The organism is Arthrobacter sp. P1_B11 (assembly GCF_056406715.1).
This window is the reverse complement of the sequence record NZ_JBFTZQ010000033.1, coordinates 32,006-50,290: the sequence shown is the minus strand read 5'-3', so window position 1 is coordinate 50,290 and position 18,285 is coordinate 32,006. Positions and strand designations below refer to the sequence as shown.

The following is an 18,285-nucleotide window of genomic DNA, read 5'->3' as shown; positions in this document are numbered from 1 at the left end:
TCCCTGGTCTCCGTCCAGCCTGGAACCGGCAAGATCCTCGCCATGGCGCAGAATACGGTGTTCCTTCCCCAGCGCGGAAAGTTCGATACCCAGCTGAACTTCAACGTGGATTCCAAGGACGCCAACGGCAACGACCTCAACGGCGCAGGCGGCTTCCAGCCGGGATCCACCATGAAGCCGTTCACCTTCGCCGAATGGCTGCACGAAGGCAGGACCATGACGGAGACGGTGGACGCCTCAAAGCGGGAGTACCCGCTGGGATTCCGCTGGCGGTCTTCCTGCGGCAAGGTCGTAGGCGGCTACAGCACCAAGCAGCGAAGGGCCGGCCTGGAAGCCGCCGACGATCTTCAAAACGCCTCAGAGGGGTACTATCGCAAAATGCCGGCCAACTACGGCCTCTACAACTCCATCAACACCGCGACATTTGCTGAAGTGGCGCAACTGGATATTTGCGGAATCCAGAACATGGTCAAAGCCGTAGGCATCCACAGCGGCCTGGACGGCACCACGGTCAACATGCACCAGCTCGGAAATGTGCTGGGCGGCACCGGTGTGGCACCGCTGCACATGGCCAATGCCTTTGCCACCTTCGCCGCCGACGGCCGCTACTGCGAGCCCATCGCCATTCTCCGGGTGGCGGACCTCGCCGGAAAAGCACTTCCGGCCCAGGCCCCCAGCTGCCGTGACGCCGTAGAGCCGAACGTGGCCCGCGGCGTGAATGCGGCACTCCAGGACGTGCTCAGGAAGGGTTCCGGCATCTACATCAATCCCAAAGTCCAAAGCCGGGTCCCCGTCGCGGCCAAGACAGGAACGAACAACAGCAACGGCGCCACCTGGGTAGTCGGTTACACCACCGGGCTCGCCACAGCGTCCTTCTTCGGCGACACCCTCGAAGGCCAGCAGCGGCCCGGCAGGAACCTCACCATCAACGGAAAGTTCTACAGCCGCATCGACGGGTACATGATCGCCGGACCCCAATGGGCCAATTACATGCTCAAAGTGGCCAAAATGTACCCGGCGGCGGCCTTCCCCAAGCCGCCTGCGTCCATCATCGGCAAACCCGCACCCTAGGAAACCCCCGAGCGGGTGCTGCACGGGAATGACGTCCGGGGCGACACTCAGCGGCGATGCGACGTCAGGGCGGTCAACGGAAATCTCCCAAATAGGCGGATCCGGGACACTGGCCCCGCGGGCGTCCAGGCAACCGGCGGCGCCAGTGCTCGGGCACCCTATGCACGAAGCGTTCCGGGTCAGGTGACGTAGTTCTCCGGTGCCTCCGGAGACTGGTGGGGGCCTTGGCTTCCGGGGCGGGAGACGTGCACCTTCGGGCCCGGGGTTGGGAACTGTTCAGGAAGCTGGATACGGATTTCGATGACCCCGTCGGTGTACGTGGCGAGGATGCCGTCCTGGCTCACACCGCGGGGCAAGGAGATGCTGCGGGAGTGGTCGCCGTAGCGGACTTCGCTGCGATAGCCCGTCTTGTCCTTATCGTCTTTGTTTTCCTCCCGCCGCACGTCAATGTGCAGGGTGTCATCGGAGACAGTGATGTCGACGTCTTCTTCCGGATCGACTCCGGGTGCATCGGTTCTGACGACCAGCGTGGTTCCCTCCTGGAATTCCTCTACCCGAAGCCAGAGATCAGCGTCGCCTTGCAGTAACCGGCGCAGGGGCTCGGGAACTTCGAGTCCGCCCCGCCGGAGAAAGTTCTCCATCTTGTCCTCCTCATTTTCCGGCCGGAGGGGTAGGCGCCCGGCCCGGGCCCGGTGTTGTTGGTGAGAAAAAGGTACGCCTTGGCCGTGGCAAAGGACAGCCTTCCGGGCATCGCGAAGGCCTCCGGCCCCCTGCGCCGCCTTGCAGTCCCCTCCCCTGAAAAGTCTGCTCCCGCAGACTCTTGCGGAGGCGTCCCGGCGATGCTATAAAAAATCCACATCGGCAGGTGCAGCAGCGTCACCGCGACGAAGATCGGAAAAAGGGGGCAGTCGGGATCACCAGCAGTTTTCCACGGCTAACCACCCGGGACCATATGACCGCAAGCAGCCGGCGCCACGTTTAAAGACCCTCGCAACAACAGGCGAACAGGCAACCATTCGGAGCATCAGTCCCGTGTATCGCGCACCTGTCAACGACGACCGGGCCCGCATCACCCGCAGCTGCAAGGGGACTCCGCAGCAGGCGCCGGAGCCGATCCGGACGTTCAGAGGATCCCAGTGGACCAGACCACCATCGTCGGCTATGCCCTCGCATATCTCGGCACAATGACGGCAGTTTCCTTCATGTTCCTGCCCGCCGTCATCACCGTCACCCTGCTCCTGCTCGTGGGCGGGGCCATCCAGCTCGTAACCGTCCTCCTAAAGATCACGACGCTCTGGCTGTTCAAAGGCGCATCCACAGTGTTTAGGAAGTCGGTCCAAAAGCTGCACGGGCACGGGAAGGGCGTCGGGGAACTCGCACGCCGGTAACCCCTTCGCGCCGTCCCTCGGGTGCTCTGCCCCCGCTCCAGCCTGTGCAACGAACCGTATGCCGCGCCCATCATGAGATGTCCCACCGGAAGTCCAAGGTTTTCGTAGGTTTCCACCCCCACGATGAGGGGATACTACGAACGCATTGGGGCGGTCATGGATACTGGTTCGAGGACATATTTTGACCGGGCATTGAGCCGGCGCCAGTTTGGCTGGATGGTCGGCGGCGGCGCGATGGTGCTGGTGGCCGGAGGAACATACGGCCTGGTGGCGCGCAGTGATCAGAGCGCCGAAACCATCGCGGCCACAGCCTTCGGGACGGTGTCGGTCCTGCGGGCCGGACGCTTTTCCCGCTTGGACGCCCAAGGCCGGACCGCACCGAGCCTTGCGGCGACGGCCTCCCTGCTCAGCGGCCTGGCACCGCGAACGGGCGACCAGCCGCTTCAGCCCGCCGGGGCTGCGGCTGAGGTCGATGGCCATGGGCACGGCAGCCGGCAGCCGTGGACCCAGGGATTGCCCCAGCCGATATACCTCACCTGGGGCGATGTGGTCGTCCTCGACGTCGAACTGCATAACACTGGGCCGGAATCAGTGCTCTTCAGCCCCGGGCAACTGCGCCTCAGACTGCTGCCTACCGATACAACAATCACTCCGCAGGATTCGGACCATTCCCCGGGCGTTCTCGGGGCAAACAGCAAGGAGCGCGTCCTGATCAGCTACCTGGCACCCAACGACCTCACGGACCTTGAACTCGAGTTTTCGGATGAGCAAAAGGACCAAGTCGTGCAGCTTGCATTGCCAGCGCTGACCGTGAACGGGGCCAGGTCGTGAGCACCCTGGACATCCACATCAACGAGGGCTTCATCCCGATGGTGGACGGGGCGCTGGTCTACCACCGCGGCTTCGGGGACCGGCGCACCGCGGTCACGGACCCGAAGCCCGCACTGATCATGACGCCTCGGGTGTTCACCGCCGGCGGCCAGGTTGTGGCCAGCAGGACCTATCCGCTGAGCGCCCCAATACCGCCGCATGGCCGGCCGCAGCCGCTGCGGCCCGATACGGCAAACAGCGGAGCGTACCTGGCGCGGAGGGGGTACTGGGCCAGCTATTTCCCGGACCGGACCCTGATCGCAGAGACGGGCAGCACCATCCGGATCCTCCTGCACAACAACCTCGCCCAGCCCCACGAACTCCGGTTCCACCGCGCCGGCAAGGCAAGTGCGGACGTCAGCTCAGGACCGGTTGCCCCCGGGGCAACGAAGCTGCTCCAGTTTGCGGCACCTGCACCTGGAACCTATCTGTTCACGGACCCGGGCAACGAACCCGTGGAACGAACCCTGGGCCTCTACGGCGGACTGGTGGTGATCGATCCGCGGAACGCCTGGCGGCTCGCCCCCGGCGGGGCCGAGTTCGAGCGGCAGTGGCTGTGGTATTGCCACGACGTCGACTCGAACTGGGCGCGGATTGCCTCACAAGGAAAAACCGTCAACCCGGTCACCACTCCGGCCGTTCCCCGGTACTTCACCATCAACGACTATTCGGGGTTCCAGGCGCTGGCGGTCAGCACGGACAGGGAACTGAACGAACGGCGCGATCAGGACACTCTCGCGTCGGGGTTTCCCCGCGAAACCGACGTGCGGAATTTCAGCGCCTCCCCCGCTGCCGGCGCCATCCGCACCGGGCAACTGATGAGAATGGTCAACGCAGGAATCGCAGACCACCAGCTGCACTACCACGGCAACCACGTCTGGACTCTGCGCGCCAACGGTACCGACTTCCCCCGCTCCAACGGCCATGTCACCGCGGTCGGTGACGTCGTCCTCCAGCAGTGGGAGGACACCATCCAGCTCCAGCCGCTGGAGCGGAAGGAAGCAATGCTTCCCGTCCGCCGCCCGCCGGAAGTGGTGGACGCCGTCTGGAACGCACGCGACCGAGACTGGAAATATCCGATGCACTGCCACGCGGAACCGTCCCAGACTGCCGCCGGCGGGCTCTACCCGGGCGGGCTGGTTGCCGACTGGGTGCTGGCCGCGACACCCACACCGGCGCAAGGGACGCCGCCCACCGCCGCAGACCCCCACCAGCTGTTCCGCAGCCAGGTCGACTTCGCCTCCAACCAGCCCCACGAGGGGAGCCCGGAAACGGAACATCCCCTGCCGCCGGACGTCGCCATGGAGTTCGACTTCTTCAACCGGAAAATGACCTTCCCCGACGGCTCCGAGCACGAAGTGTGGAGCTTTGAGGCCGACAAATTGGGGCGGCAGTTGCCAGGCTCGACGCTTCGGCTGACCGAGGGGCAGATCTTCCACGGCACGGTCAAACCCAGCAAAAGGGTCCACACCATCCACTGGCACGGCATCGAACCCGACCCCCGCAACGACGGCGTGGGCCACACCTCCTTCGAAGTCAGCGGTCACTACACCTACCAATGGCGGCCGGACGTGGGCGTGCCCGGAAACCCCAACCGCGGGGCCTCAGGAACCTACTTCTACCACTGCCACGTCAACACGCCCCTGCACGTCCAGATGGGCATGTTCGGTGCGGTCATCGTCGATCCCCGGCCCAGCGCCAGGTCCCCCTGGCCCGCCGGGACCCGCCGCCATTCGGTCAACGGGCCCTTGTATGACATCGCCACCGAGACCGTGATCGGGCCCTACTCCCTCGATCCGCGGTGGCACACGCTCAACCACGCCGCCGGTCTCTCCGGCGAAGATGTGGGCCTGAACCGCTTCGAGCCCAGGCACTTCTTCCTCCTTGGCGGGGCAGTGGCCCACAGGCCGGTGGGTGATGACGTCGTCTGGGCTGTCTCCGCCATGCGCGCCAACGTGGTCCGAGGCAACAAGCATCCCACCCTGGTGCGGATGATCAACGTGGACTACTTCCCCACCCGCACCACGTTTACCGACTCCGCGGGCCGCCCTGTGAAGATCGCGGAACTGATCGCCCATGACGGCCGGCCCTTCTGGAACACCCCCAACCCCACCGGGCCGGCCGTCCACCCCTCAGCGGCAGGCCAACCCCTACTGACCAACATCATCAAATCCGGGGCAGCCGAGAAAATCGACTTTCTGCTCCGCCCTCCCGCTGCCGGAAAGTACACCATCTCCGTCGAGTTCCTGCACTGGATCACCGGCAAGACGCTCGCAACCAGAACCGTCGCGGTGACTGCCGCGTGATCTGCTTGCCGTTGTGACTTGCGGACCGGATCCGCAATGCTTCCATGGGAGCATTCTGCACGCCCGATTCCGTTGTCATGCCGAAGCTCTACGTCGACGAGAGCTAAGCGATAAGGTTGCTTACTAACTGACGATGGTGGCTGCGACCTAAGGAAACGATCATGACGGTGAAAGGCAACGAAATTCTCAACGGCGGCGTGGAGGGGGAGGTCCGCCAAGACCGTTTCGTTGGCGACCAGGACCTCACCCGGTGGAACACCCGCTTCGGCCGGATCCTGGCCGGCGCGGTTCAACGGATCAGCCGCCTACTTGGTCCCCACGCCGCGCTTATAGTCACACTCATTGTCGGGGCGATGATCGCCGTTTCCCTATCTGCGGTCTTCGCCCAGGTGTACGAATCGGTGGTCGCGGCCGACGGCGTAGCGGGGTTGGACCATCCGGTTCTTGACACCGCCAAGACGGTCCGTTCCCCCGTTGTGGACGTCCTTGCCACGGCATACACCGACATCGGCGGCACGGTCGGCATGCCGGCTCTCGCGCTGACTGTCATGGTTGTACTGGCTCTGCGGCGCCGATCCTGGACCCCTGTCATTCTCATCGTTACGGCCGGCGCCGGTTCTCTGCTGATGACCATCGCGGGCAAGCAGCTCATCGGCCGAACCCGCCCACCGCTGGTCGACGCCGTCCCGCCCTACGAGTACTCCGCATCCTTCCCAAGCGGCCATTCGCTGAACTCGGTCGTCATCGCCGGCATCGTCGCCTACCTGATAGTCCTCCGGCTGAGGTCCCAGCGCGTGCGGACACTGACCGTCATCCTCGCGGCACTCTTCGCCGCAACCATGGGGCTAAGCCGGGTCTACCTCGGACACCACTGGCTGACCGACGTGTTGGCCGCGTGGTCTCTCGGGGCGGCGTGGCTCGCGATGGTAATTACCGCCCACCGCCTGTACCTGACTGCCCGGACACACCGGTCGCATGTCGCGTCCGCCGCCGTCCCGTAGGCTTCGTGGCGGAATCGTGGCGTGTCGGACATGACCACGTTTCCCCGGCGGCGTGATCGCGGCGCTGGACCACTACTTGGGCGTTAAACGCCGCCTGCTCTCCCAAAAGCGGAGGGCCCCGCGCCGCGGGGCCCTCCGAACTGCAGTGCCTAGACTCCTTCGCTGACGCGGTCAGGCTGCTCAACCGCGCTTTGCTCCAGCTTGGCGAGATAGGCCCACATCTTGGATTCCTCTGCCTGGACCTGAGGCTCAGGTGCCTCGTCTGGGCTCGTCTCCCGGCGCCCTTCAGCTTCCCGGGCGTGATCCTTCTTGTAGTACTGCCATCCCTCGCACGATGAATAGCACATCACCGACCTCCTTACAGTGGGTGTACTTCCATCGTCCTCCCAATCTGATGGCGAGTCGACCCTGTGTCGATGCCTCAGTACTTAGGCCTGATGCTTGCACTTATGCCAGGCGCGCGCGGACGATCTCACTTACCGCCTTGCCGTCGAATCGTCCGGCGACCTTGGCGGTTACAGGCTTCATCACGGCGCCCATCTGTCGCATTGACAGCTCAACACCGTCGGCCTTCAACGCTTCGATGGCCTCGTCGACTATTGCCTCCACCTCGTCTGCGCCCAGTGGCTGCGGCAGATATGTCTCGATGACCTCGGCTTCTGCGATTTCCGCAGCGGCGCGGTCATTTTCACCCGCCTCGGTGTAGATGAGGGCAGTATCCCGGCGCTTGGCGGCTTCCTTTTGCAGCAGGGCCATGACCTGATCGTCCTGCAGCTCGATCGGAGTCTTGCCGGACTTTTCCCGCGTTTCGATCTCGCCCAAGACGTTTCTCACGGTGGTGAGCGCGACCTTGTTGCGGTCCTTCATGTGGACGATGACGTCAGCGTGCAGGCGTTCCTTCAGTGTGGTCATGATTTCCTCATCGTGCTGTAGCGATTCGTGGTGGGCGGCTAGTAATTCAATCGTGCACCTTTAAGGACGCGCGTGCCGTCACCGGCAATGACACAAAATCCCGTTAGGGTGGTGAAGGTTTGGGGCATGGGGACCCGCACCGGAAGGAAAGCACGGATGGAACGGCAAGGCGAAGAGCGTCCGGCTCATGTAATGAGCAGGCGGCTTTTTACCTTCGCCACGGTTGCCGCGGCACTTAGCGGGTGCACGGATGCCGACCCGCGCGGCGGGAGCGGAACTAACACAGCGCCACCTCCGCGGATTCCCGCCTCCAGCACTCCTGGCGCAGTCCCCCAGATGACGCGCACGCACGCACCCACCCCGCCCGGCAAGGACAGCATCGTCGCCGCCTTCAAAGGCCGCATTCCGCGGCAGTGGGGCCTGGAAGCGCCCGGAACCGTCAACAAACTCTCCGCAGGCAGCCGCGGGATCGCGCTGACTTTCGACTGCTGCGGCGGTCCCGGAGGAAACGGCGTGGACCAGGAACTCATCGACACCCTGCGCCGGACGAGGACACGTGCCACCTTCTTTCTTAATTTCCGCTGGATCCAGGCCCACCCGAAGCTCGCCAGGTCCTTGGCGGGTAATCCCCTGTTCGAGATCGGGAATCACGGCACCAGACATGTCCCCCTGTCAGTGACCGGCCGGAGCGCTTACGGAATCAGGGGCACCGCAAGCCCTGCTGAGGTCTACGACGAGGTCATGGTGAACCAGCAGGCGCTCCGCCGGCTTACTGGCGCGCCCACCCGCTACTTCCGGCCCGGCACCGCTTACCTCGACGACGTCTCGGTTGCCATCGTCAGGAGATTGGGACTGATCCCCGTCTCGTTCAGCATCAACGGCGACGGCGGTGCAACGTACCCGGCGCCGGTCGTCTACGGCGAAGTCGCCGCAGCCAAACCCGGAGACATCATTATTGCCCACGCCAACCAGGCGCAGGGCGGTACCGCGGCGGGAGTCGCACGCGCCCTGCCCGTCCTGAAGGCCGCAGGCCTCAAGCCCGGCTGGCTCAATCTCGTCTAACCCAGCATCCAACGGCCGGCCACAGCTTCCGGCGGTAGCCTTGAACCCTATGGATCACTCAGCTGCACCAGCCCTGCCCATGCCCGAGCAATGGTGGGACCGCATTGTCGCCGGCTTCGCGAGGTCCGACATTCCTGCGGTGAGCGTCACCGAGCTGCTCGCCGTCGTCCTGGTCGCCGGCGTTCTTTCGGTCCCGCGCGCCACCTGGCGGTACTTCGGGCTTTTCGCAACAGTGACCCACGAACTGGGGCACGCCTTTGCGGCGCTCACCAGCGGCCAGCGGCTGGGCGGGATCAAACTGCGGCTGAATCATTCCGGCACCACCACCTCCTACACGCGCGGGCGCTTCGCCGCCGTCTGGTCCGGCTTTTGGGGCTATCCCGTCCCGGGCGTCACCGGCGCCGCGCTGGTATGGTCCGGCTTCAACGGCTGGGGCCCGGCCGCGATGTCCGCCGGGTTGCTGGTGCTGCTGGCGTCCCTGATGTTCATCCGCAACCTAGCCGGCGTGTTCATTCTTCTCGCCGCGGTCTTCGCCGCAGCCGCCCTCGTTCTCGCTGTGCCGGCCGCCTTCACCGGGCATGTGGCTATCATCCTGGGGCTCGCGCTGCTCGTGGCCGCCGTACGGGACCTGGCCAAACTCACCAACGTGCACCTCCGCCGCCGGGATCAGCTGCCGACCTCGGACGCGTACATCCTTTACCGGGCGACCGCCATTCCGTCAGGAGTCTGGATAGTCCTCTTCTCCCTGGTCGTGGCCGCATCGTGGGTGGTGGCCTGGCAGCCGATGTCGCACATCCTTGCAGCGGCCACATAGTCTGGAGTGATGAACCAGGAGTCCAGCACCGTCAAAGAACACAGCACAAAGGGCGCGTATGTCACGGGCGGAGAATTCAACCGGGACACCAGCTACATCGAGGACCGGATCACGAAAACCGGCGCAGCCGGGCCCAATGGGGAACCCGGCTGGCCTGTGGAACCGGGCCGCTACCGGCTGATCGCCGCGCGCGCCTGCCCGTGGGCAAACCGGACGGTCATCGTCCGCCGCCTGCTGGGCCTTGAAGACGCCATCTCCCTTGGCCAGCCCGGCCCCACCCACGACGCCCGGTCCTGGACCTTCGACCTGGATCCGGGCGGGACAGACCCCGTGCTCGGCATTGAACGCCTGCAGGAGGCCTACTTCCGGCGTTTTCCGGACTACCCGCGCGGCATCACGGTTCCGGCGATGGTGGACATCGCGAGCGGAGCCGTGGTGACAAACAACTATCCCCAGATCACCCTGGACTTCTCCACCGAGTGGACCGAGTTCCACCGCCCCGGAGCGCCGCGGCTGTACCCGGAGCATCTCCGCGAGGAAATCGACCGCGTCAACAAGCGGGTGTTCACCGAAGTCAACAACGGCGTGTACCGGTGTGGCTTCGCCGGCTCCCAAGACGCGTACGACGCCGCCTACAGCCGCCTGTGGACCGCTCTCGACTGGCTTGACGAACGGCTGGCAGCGCAGCGGTATCTCGTCGGCGATTACATTACCGAAGCCGACGTCCGGCTCTTCACGACACTTGTCAGGTTCGACGCCGTCTACCACGGGCATTTCAAATGCAACCGGAACAAACTCAGCGAGATGCCGGTCCTCTGGGCATACGCCAGGGACCTGTTCCAAACTCCGGGCTTCGGCGACACCATCGACTTCGTGCAGATCAAGCAGCACTACTACATCGTCCACGAGGACATCAATCCCACCGGCGTCGTCCCGGCGGGGCCGGACCTTTCCGGGTGGCTGACTCCGCACGGGCGGGAGTCCCTGGGCGGAAGTCCTTTCGGCGAGGGCACTCCGCCAGGGCCCGTCAGGGCAGGGGAAGAAGTGGCCGCAGGGAACGGAGTCCGCTGACAGATTCCGCCGTCTCCCAGCCCCCGGCGAGGACGCTGAGGGGTTAGTCCACTTGTCGCACTCCGTTCGCCACCCTAGTGTGGGGCCCGATGACCACCACAAAGCAGGACACCCCGGCCCAGGAGCCTCTTCCGCGTAGAGTTTGGCGGCTCACGTCAGCCAGCGTGACCCGGGCCCTGGCAGCACCGCGGTTGCAGCTGGCTGCCAAAGCGGGCCTGGCCGCCGGCATAGCATTTCTGATCGCACCGCTGATGCCGGGCGCCGCGGCCCATTACCCGTACTACGCTCCGCTGGGCGCGCTGGTGGCCATGTATGAAAATGTTGCCGGTTCCATGCGACAAGGACTGCAGACCCTCGTCGGCCTGGCGGCCGGGATCGGACTCGCTTTCGTCCTGATCAGCCTGGGCGCCACGCCGCTGAGCGTTGGCGTCGTGATGGCATTTGGCGTCCTGCTGGCCGGACTCCCCCGCCTTGGGGCCGGCCGGGACTGGATTCCGACGGCGGCTCTCCTGGTCCTGCTGGTGGGTGGACGGAACCCGGACGACTTTTCGTTCGGCTACCTGCTCCAAATGGGCGTCGGCGTTGCCGTGGGCGTCGTCGTAAACCTGCTCGTTTTCCCGCCCCTCCACTTCAATGCTGCCGCCCTGAGCCTGGCCGAGTTGCGGCTTGCCCTGGCCCGTCAGCTGTCGGACATGGGGGCGGCGATGCACGAAAAATGGCCTCCGGAGCACGAAGCCTGGTCACAGCGGTCCGAAGAGCTTGCCAGGTCCGCCCGATCAGTCCGCGCCGCCGTCCAAAAGGCGGACGCGAGCAGGGAAGCCAACCCGCGCCGCCGTTTCCATCCGCGCGACGTGGACCTTGACTACCGCAACGTCCGAGACTTGGAGCGCGTCACGTTCCATATCCAGGACATGACCGAGGTGCTTGCCGACGTCATCTGGAACAAGGACATGCCCTTCACCATCCCCCTGCCGTACAGCGAGCCCCTCGCCAAAGCCCTGGCCGCCGTCGGGGAAGTGCTCCGCTCAGCGGAGGAGGACGACGCCGGCCGGCAAGCAGAGCTGATAACTGCCGCACACGCTGCGGTCGGTTCCCTGGAAAGGCGGATTGCCTCCGACGACGTCGACGCCGACGCCCCCAGCGCCGCGGAATCCATTTTGCTGAGCCTGCACCGGATACTGCGGGTCGCCCGCACGGACGGCCAGTAGGCAGCCCGAGCTACAGCGCCGCCACTGAACCGCTGAAATGCTTCCGGCCCGAACGCGGGTTCCAGGCCACGTAGTCCGATCGCAGCCAGGCCGCACCATCCGTCTGGACGGTGCTGATGTCCAGGCCGACCGGCGCCGGAAGGAATACCGGTGCTTCAAACGTGACGTCCCAGCGGAATGAATCGCCCTTGGCTGCACCGACATCAGCCAGAGCCCGCGAGGCCAGGTACATCCCGTGCGCAATCGACCGCCGCATGCCCAGGGCCTTGGCGGACAGGACACTGAGGTGGATGGGGTTGAAATCCCCTGACACTGCGGCGTACGCCCGCCCTGCATCCACGCCCAGTTGCCAGACGGCGGTGGGATCCGGAGCTTTGAAGTCCTCCGGCCGCACGGAGGCGGAGGCTTTGTCGATGCCGGGAAGGAATACTCCCTTCGCCAGATACGTGGAAATGCCCCGCCAGCGCACGGTCTCGCCGCCGGACACCCGGACCTCGGCAACTAGGTCCAGCTGCGTTCCAGACCTGTGCGCCCGGAGTGCTTCCGCCCGGGCAGTAATATCCAGCGGCTCGGTAAACCGAACGGGGCTGCGCTGCTCAACAACATTACGGAGATGGATCATTCCCAGCAGCGGCAGTGGAAAGTCGTCGCGGTTCATGACGCTCATGGCCACGGGGAACGCCAGCGCGTGAATGAACCCGGCGGGCAGCACGTCGCTGGCGGTTTCACCGATCAGGTGCTGATAGGCGGTGAGGTTTCCGACGTCGGCCTGCACTCCCCGAACTTCGTGGCCCACCGAAGGCAGCCCCGCACCCGCTGGGGAGCCAAGGATCCGTCGCCGGGCCGCCGCCGCAGCCGCGTTCACATAGAGTTTCGAAAGGGACGGCATCTCGCCCAGGATGATGGGCTGGCCGGTGTTCATGCACCCACCAGGTTTTGTCCGCAAACCCTCAGTACCTCTCCGGAAATGCCTCCTGCGGCGTCGCTGGCGAGAAAGGCAATGGCCTCGGCCACGTCCTCCGGACGACCGCCCTGCTGCAGTGAATTGAGCCGCCTCGCAACCTCGCGTGTGGCGAACGGGATGCGGGCCGTCATCTCCGTTTCGATGAACCCGGGGGCCACGGCATTGATCGAGCCGCCACGCTCCGCGAGCAGCGGCGCCGTGGCGCGGACCATGCCGATCACGCCTCCCTTGGAGGCTGCGTAGTTGGTTTGGCCCCGGTTGCCGGCGATGCCGCTGGTTGACGCGACTGACACGATCCTGGGAGCCGAGCGGAAATGCTCGGAAGCCAGCAGCTCCTCATTGATCCGCAGCTGGGCGGCAATGTTCACGCCGATCACGGAGCTCCAGCGCCCGTGATCCATGTTGACGAGCAGCTTATCCCGGGTGATGCCCGCGTTGTGGACCACGATGTCCAGGTGCCCGTGGCGTCCGACGGCATGGTCAATGATCCGCTGGCCGGCATCGTCCCGGCTGACGTCGAGCTCCAGCGCTGTGCCCCGGACTTCGTTGGCAACGTCGGCCAGATGGTCACCTGCGGTCGGAATATCGACCACCACCACCGTGGCACCGTCACGGTGCAGCGTCCGCGCAATGGCCGCGCCGATGCCGCGGGCGGCCCCGGTAACCACGGCGACTTTTCCGGCGAGCGGTTTGTCAGCGTCGGCAGGCAGCCTTCCCGCTGTTGAGCCGATCCGCACGAACTGGCCGTCCACAAAGGCGGACCGGCCCGAGAGGAAGAAGCTGAGCGCTCCGAGCGCCGCAGGCGACGTGGCGCTGACATCCTCGGCGAGGACAATGCCGTTGCCCGTGGCGCCGGCGCGCAGTTCCTTGGCCAGTGAGCGCAGCAGCCCGTCGACGCCCTGCCGGACTGCGGCGGCGGCGGGTGTGGCTCCGTCGGAAGCGCGCGAAACAGTGACCACGCGTCCGTTCGGAGCCAGGTCGCGCAGCGACGGGGCGGCCGTCAGAACCGGCTGTTCGAGGTCGGCCGGTGACTCCAGATCGTCCAGAACCAGCACGATCGCGCCCAGCCTTTCCTTGGGAACGGCGTGCCGGCGGACGTCCAGGTCCCACTCAAGGAGCTGTGCCGCGAGCGCGTCTGCCCCCGGGCTGGAACCTTCGACCAGGACCGGTCCGCTGATGAGGGGCTGGCCGGGCTCGTAGCGCCGCAGCACGGCAGGCTGCGGGAGTCCGAGCTTCTTGGCGACGTCCCGGCCCAGCCCCTTGCTGACCAGCCGTGTGTAAGTGTCTGTCATGAGATATCCCTAGTGTGCTTCCAGAAGTGCCACGACGCCCTGGCCGCCGGCGGCGCAGACAGAGATGAGTCCGAGCGCCGGACGCCCGTCCACCGTCCCCTTGGCGTGCAGCATCTTGGCGAGTGACGCAACAATCCGGCCGCCAGTCGCGGCAAACGGGTGTCCCGCTGCCAGTGATGATCCGTTGACGTTGAGCCTGGCACGGTCCACCTTGCCGAATGCTCCGTCCAGCCCGAGCCGGGTGCGCCCGAATTCCTCGTCTTCCCAGGCAGCCAGCGTGCTCAGCACGGTCCCGGCAAAAGCCTCGTGGATTTCGAAGAAGTCGATGTCATCCAGTGTCAGGCCATTGCGCGCCAGCAGCCGAGGCACAGCGAAGGCCGGAGCCATGAGCAGCCCGTCCTTTCCGTGCACGAAGTCCACGGCGGCGGCCTCGCCGTCAAGGACTGTGGCGAGCTTGGGCAGACCGTGCTGGTCCGCCCACTCTTCCGAGGCAAGCAGCACAGTGGAGGCGCCGTCCGTCAGCGGAGTGGAGTTGCCTGCCGTCATCGTGGCCTCCGAGCCCAGGTTCCGGCCGAAGACCGGCTTCAGGGAGGCAAGCTTCTCGAGGGTGGTGTCTGCCCTGAGGTTGGAATCCCTGCTGAGCCCGCGGTAGGGCGTGAGGAGGTCATCGAAGAATCCGGCCTCATAAGCGGCTGCGAGGTTGCGGTGGCTGTTGTAGGCCAGCTCGTCCTGGGCCTGGCGGGTGATCTTCCACTGGGCTGTGGTCAAGGCCTGGTGCTCCCCCATGGACAGGCCCGTCCGGGGCTCGCCCGTGTTGGGCGCATCGGGGGCGAGGTCCTTGGGCCGGAGGCGGGCGAGGATCTGCAGGCGCTGCGGCAGCGCCTTCGCACGGTTGAGGTCCAGCAGGACTTCGCGGAGGCCCTCACTGACTGCGATCGGGGCATCGGACGCTGAGTCGACGCCGCCGGCGATGGCCGACTGGATCTGCCCGAGCCTGATTTTGTTGGCGAGGCCCAGCACAGTTTCCAGACCGGTGGCGCAGGCCTGCTGGACGTCGTAGGCGGGAGTTTCGGCCGACAGGGCGGAGCCCAGGACAGCCTCTCGGGTCAGGTTGAAATCACGCGAGTGCTTCAGCACGGCACCGGCGGCGACTTCGCCGATCCGCTCGTCCTGCAGCCCGAAGCGGGCAATCAGTCCGTCCAGCGCCGCGGTGAGCATGTCCTGGTTGGAGGACTTCGTGTAGGCCCCGCCGGTCCGTGCAAACGGGATCCTGTTGCCGCCGACCACCACAGCCTTTCGGAGAGCCTGTGCTTCACGAAGGGACTGTGCCTCACGAAGGGACTGGGGCGAACCTGCCGCCCGGACGTTGGTGGTTTCTTCTGGTCCGGTTACTGACTGTCCATCGACGGACATGCTCTGTCTCCTTTGATCCGCGCTAATTATCGATACCCAGCGTACCTGATACGCTGGGTATCGTGAACATGAACCGGCCCCGCCGACTTCCCGAGCCCGTACCCGCCGCTGTCGACGGCCGCGCCTCCCGCTGGCAGTCGCACCGTGAGGAGCGGAGGCGAGAGCTCATCAAGTCCGCCCGACGAGCTGTTCACACCCTCGGAAGCGATGCGTCCATGGAGGACATCGCGGCCGCAGCCGGGACATCAAAGTCTGTCTTCTACAGGTACTTCGGAGACAAGGCCGGCCTTCAGCAGGCAGTGGGCGAAGTGGTATTGAGCCAGATGCAGCGGCGCATCCACGAGGCGGCCCAGAGCGCCCAGACGCCGCGCGAGGGCCTCTTCGCCATGGTCTCTGCCTATCTGCAGATGGCCGAGACGAGTCCCAACGTGTACGCGTTCGTGACCCGGCACTCGGCCGCGGAACAGGACGGCGGCCAGACCACCATTGCCACGGCCGGGGCCCTCGGTCACTTCTTTGATTCCATTGCCAAGATGATTGCCCGGCCCATGCGCGCGCATCTCGGCGCCGGCAAGGAAGCGGTCATCGGATACTGGCCCAACGCCGCGATCGGGCTGGTCCGCAATGCCGGCGAACAGTGGCTGGCCAGCCCGGTCTCCCCCGAGAAGCCCGACCAGGACGCAATGGCCCGCCAGATTACGGCGTGGCTGTGTGTGGGCATCGCACCAGAACTTACCGACGTTCAATAAACCCGTTCAACAACCCCTCAAATTGTCAGAACCAACGAAGGAATCGACATGACTGAAGTAGCGGACCGCCCCACGGGCGCACCCTCCCGACCCGCGCCGGAAGGCATTGCTACGGGTCAGAGCGCCAACGGCCTGATCCCCGGCGGGACGCCCGCCGTCGACGTCGCCGCACTGGGTGAGCAGCTGCTCGGCAAATGGGCAGACGTCCGACGCCAGGCACGCGAGCTGGCCGCCCGCCCGGAACTGCACAAGACGGAAGGCCTCACCCACACCGAACACCGGCAGCGGACGTTCGGCCAGCTTCGGTACCTCGTGGACAACGACGCCGTCCACCGCGCTTTCCCCACAGCCTTCGGTGGCTCCGATGACCACGGCGGAAACATCGCTGGCTTCGAGGAACTGGTCACGGCCGATCCCTCCCTGCAGATCAAGGCGGGCGTGCAGTGGGGCCTCTTCGGTTCCGCCGTGATGCACCTGGGCGCAGGTGAGCACCACACGAAGTGGCTGCCTGGCATCATGAACCTCGACATCCCGGGATGCTTCGCCATGACGGAGACAGGGCACGGCTCGGATGTCGCCAGCATCGCCACCACCGCCACCTTCGACGCCGGCACGGAGGAATTCGTCATCAACACACCGTTCCGTGCAGCCTGGAAGGACTATATCGGCAACGCCGCCGTCGACGGCCTTGGCGCCGTGGTGTTCGCCCAGCTGGTCACGCGCGGCGTGAACCACGGGGTCCATGCGTTCTACGTCGATCTCCGTGATCCCGACACGAAGGAATTCCTCCCCGGGATAGGCGGCGAGGACGACGGCGTCAAGGGCGGCCTGAACGGGATCGACAACGGGCGCCTGCACTTCAGCAATGTCCGGATCCCCCGCACGAACCTGCTTAACCGCTACGGCGATGTGGACGCTGCCGGGAACTACAGCTCCCCGATCGCCAGCCCCGGCCGGCGCTTCTTCACCATGCTGGGCACGCTGGTCCAGGGCCGGGTCAGCCTCGACGGTGCCGCGGTGGCTGCCTCCAAGCTCGCACTCAAGACCGCCATTACCTACGCCACCGAGCGCCGCCAGTTCAACGCTTCCTCCCCCACCGAGGAGGAAGTCCTCCTGGACTACCAGCGCCACCAGCGCCGGCTCTTCACACGCCTGGCAACCACGTACGCTGCGGCGTTCGCCCACGAGCAGCTGCTGGAGAAGTTCGACGACGTATTCTCCGGCGCGCACGACACTGATGAGGACCGGCAGGACCTCGAGACGCTGGCCGCTGCCCTCAAGCCGCTCAGCACCTGGCACGCCCTCGACACCCTGCAGGAGTGCCGCGAGGCCTGCGGCGGCGCCGGCTTCCTGATCGAAAACCGCTTCGCGTCGCTCCGCGCCGACCTCGACGTCTACGTCACTTTCGAGGGCGACAACACGGTCCTCCTCCAGCTTGTGGCAAAGCGGCTGCTGGCTGACTACGCCAAGGAATTCCGCAGCGTCACGTTCGGAGTCCTCGCGCGCTACGTGGTCAACCAGGCGGCCGGAACCGCCGTCCACCGTACCGGGCTCCGGGGAGTGGCGCAGTTCGTCGCCGATAACGGCCTTCCCCAGAAGGCAGCAATTGCCCTGCGCGATGAGGATAGCCAGCGGGCGCTCCTGACAGACCGGGTGCAGTCGATGGTCGCCGAGGCCGCAGCTGCCCTCAAGGGCGCCAACAAGCTGCCGCAGGACCAGGCTGCTGCAGTGTTCAACCAGCACCAGGACGAGCTGATCGACGCGGCCCAGGCCCACGCCGAACTGTTGCAGTGGGAAGCTTTCACCGAGGCTCTCCCCAAGGTTGCGGACCCTGGAACAAGGGCTGTCCTCACGTGGCTACGGGATCTGTTCGGGCTGTCCCTGATCGAGAAGAACCTGTCCTGGTATCTCATGAACGGCCGGCTCTCGATGCAGCGCGCGCGGACCGTGGGCGACTACATCAACAGGCTTCTGGTCAAGATCCGTCCCCACGCGCTGGATCTTGTGGATGCCTTCGGATACGGCCCGGACCACCTCCGTGCAGCGATCGCCACCGGCGCGGAGAAGGTCCGCCAGGACGAGGCACGGAACTTCTACCGTGCGCAGCGCGCCAGCGGTGACGCCCCGGTGGAGGAGAAGTCGCTCCTGGCGCGGAAGGGCTAAT

17 protein-coding genes are annotated in these 18,285 nt (G+C 65.6%); 11 read left to right on the top strand and 6 right to left on the bottom strand.

All coding sequences use genetic code 11. The annotated features are described in order from the left end of the window. Window positions 1-1,071, top strand: a 1,071-nt coding sequence (locus tag AC1D14_RS19890) for a penicillin-binding transpeptidase domain-containing protein (RefSeq protein ID WP_476969055.1), incomplete at its 5' end; no start/stop codon positions are given. Window positions 1,072-1,250: 179 nt separating this feature from the next. On the opposite strand, the gene AC1D14_RS19885 is transcribed toward AC1D14_RS19890, so the two are convergent. Next, window positions 1,251-1,712 (bottom strand): Hsp20/alpha crystallin family protein, encoded by a 462-nt coding sequence (locus AC1D14_RS19885; protein ID WP_230119507.1) that lies wholly within the window; start codon window positions 1,710-1,712, stop codon window positions 1,251-1,253. Window positions 1,713-2,207: 495 nt separating this feature from the next. Between AC1D14_RS19885 and AC1D14_RS19880 the strand changes: the two genes are divergently transcribed. From AC1D14_RS19880 to AC1D14_RS19865, 4 genes are all read left to right on the top strand, one after another. Continuing rightward, window positions 2,208-2,459: a hypothetical protein gene (locus AC1D14_RS19880; protein ID WP_230119508.1), complete on the top strand. Its 252-nt coding sequence runs from the start codon at window positions 2,208-2,210 to the stop codon at window positions 2,457-2,459. A 156-nt stretch (window positions 2,460-2,615) separates the two neighbouring features. Continuing rightward, a complete protein-coding gene (locus AC1D14_RS19875) occupies window positions 2,616-3,290 on the top strand; it encodes a hypothetical protein (RefSeq protein ID WP_476969054.1) in 675 nt (224 codons plus the stop codon). Continuing rightward, window positions 3,287-5,635 (top strand): multicopper oxidase domain-containing protein, encoded by a 2,349-nt coding sequence (locus AC1D14_RS19870; RefSeq protein ID WP_230119510.1) that lies wholly within the window; start codon window positions 3,287-3,289, stop codon window positions 5,633-5,635. The genes AC1D14_RS19875 and AC1D14_RS19870 overlap by 4 nt, the downstream gene beginning before the upstream one ends. 161 nt (window positions 5,636-5,796) lie before the next feature. Further along, a complete protein-coding gene (locus AC1D14_RS19865; RefSeq protein ID WP_230119511.1) occupies window positions 5,797-6,636 on the top strand; it encodes a phosphatase PAP2 family protein in 840 nt (279 codons plus the stop codon). Window positions 6,637-6,785: 149 nt separating this feature from the next. Here the strand turns inward: AC1D14_RS19865 and AC1D14_RS19860 are convergent, their stop codons facing one another. Then, a complete protein-coding gene (locus AC1D14_RS19860; RefSeq protein WP_230119512.1) occupies window positions 6,786-6,983 on the bottom strand; it encodes a hypothetical protein in 198 nt (65 codons plus the stop codon). 100 nt (window positions 6,984-7,083) lie between these two features. Then, window positions 7,084-7,548 (bottom strand): GatB/YqeY domain-containing protein, encoded by a 465-nt coding sequence (locus tag AC1D14_RS19855; RefSeq protein WP_230119513.1) that lies wholly within the window; start codon window positions 7,546-7,548, stop codon window positions 7,084-7,086. Between the two features lie 336 nt (window positions 7,549-7,884). Here AC1D14_RS19855 and AC1D14_RS19850 point away from each other — a divergent pair, with 336 nt between their 5' ends. From AC1D14_RS19850 to AC1D14_RS19835, 4 genes are all read left to right on the top strand, one after another. Next, window positions 7,885-8,610 (top strand): polysaccharide deacetylase family protein, encoded by a 726-nt coding sequence (locus AC1D14_RS19850; RefSeq protein WP_230119514.1) that lies wholly within the window; start codon window positions 7,885-7,887, stop codon window positions 8,608-8,610. A 49-nt stretch (window positions 8,611-8,659) separates the two neighbouring features. Next, window positions 8,660-9,424, top strand: a complete 765-nt coding sequence (locus tag AC1D14_RS19845) for a M50 family metallopeptidase (RefSeq protein WP_476969053.1) — start codon at window positions 8,660-8,662, stop codon at window positions 9,422-9,424. A 9-nt stretch (window positions 9,425-9,433) separates the two neighbouring features. Beyond that, window positions 9,434-10,495, top strand: coding sequence for a glutathione S-transferase family protein (locus AC1D14_RS19840; RefSeq protein WP_476969052.1), 1,062 nt, complete (start codon window positions 9,434-9,436; stop codon window positions 10,493-10,495). An 89-nt stretch (window positions 10,496-10,584) separates the two neighbouring features. After that, window positions 10,585-11,703, top strand: coding sequence for an FUSC family protein (locus tag AC1D14_RS19835; protein ID WP_476969051.1), 1,119 nt, complete (start codon window positions 10,585-10,587; stop codon window positions 11,701-11,703). A 10-nt stretch (window positions 11,704-11,713) separates the two neighbouring features. Here AC1D14_RS19835 and AC1D14_RS19830 read toward each other — a convergent pair whose 3' ends face one another. From AC1D14_RS19830 to AC1D14_RS19820, 3 genes are read right to left on the bottom strand one after another with little or no spacing between them, the layout of a single operon-like run. Then, window positions 11,714-12,625 (bottom strand): MaoC family dehydratase, encoded by a 912-nt coding sequence (locus AC1D14_RS19830; RefSeq protein ID WP_476969050.1) that lies wholly within the window; start codon window positions 12,623-12,625, stop codon window positions 11,714-11,716. Continuing rightward, window positions 12,622-13,959, bottom strand: a complete 1,338-nt coding sequence (locus AC1D14_RS19825) for a 3-oxoacyl-ACP reductase (protein ID WP_476969049.1) — start codon at window positions 13,957-13,959, stop codon at window positions 12,622-12,624. Before AC1D14_RS19825 ends, AC1D14_RS19830 begins: the two co-directional genes overlap by 4 nt. A 9-nt stretch (window positions 13,960-13,968) precedes the next feature. Continuing rightward, the gene (locus AC1D14_RS19820; protein ID WP_476969048.1) at window positions 13,969-15,372 is read right to left on the bottom strand and encodes an acetyl-CoA C-acetyltransferase; all 1,404 of its coding nucleotides are present in this window, start codon (window positions 15,370-15,372) and stop codon (window positions 13,969-13,971) included. Between the two features lie 68 nt (window positions 15,373-15,440). Here AC1D14_RS19820 and AC1D14_RS19815 point away from each other — a divergent pair, with 68 nt between their 5' ends. Further along, window positions 15,441-16,121 (top strand): TetR/AcrR family transcriptional regulator, encoded by a 681-nt coding sequence (locus AC1D14_RS19815; RefSeq protein WP_230119550.1) that lies wholly within the window; start codon window positions 15,441-15,443, stop codon window positions 16,119-16,121. A gap of 48 nt (window positions 16,122-16,169) precedes the next feature. Further along, window positions 16,170-18,284 (top strand): acyl-CoA dehydrogenase family protein, encoded by a 2,115-nt coding sequence (locus tag AC1D14_RS19810; RefSeq protein WP_476969047.1) that lies wholly within the window; start codon window positions 16,170-16,172, stop codon window positions 18,282-18,284. The last annotated feature ends 1 nt before the right edge of the window (window position 18,285 follow it).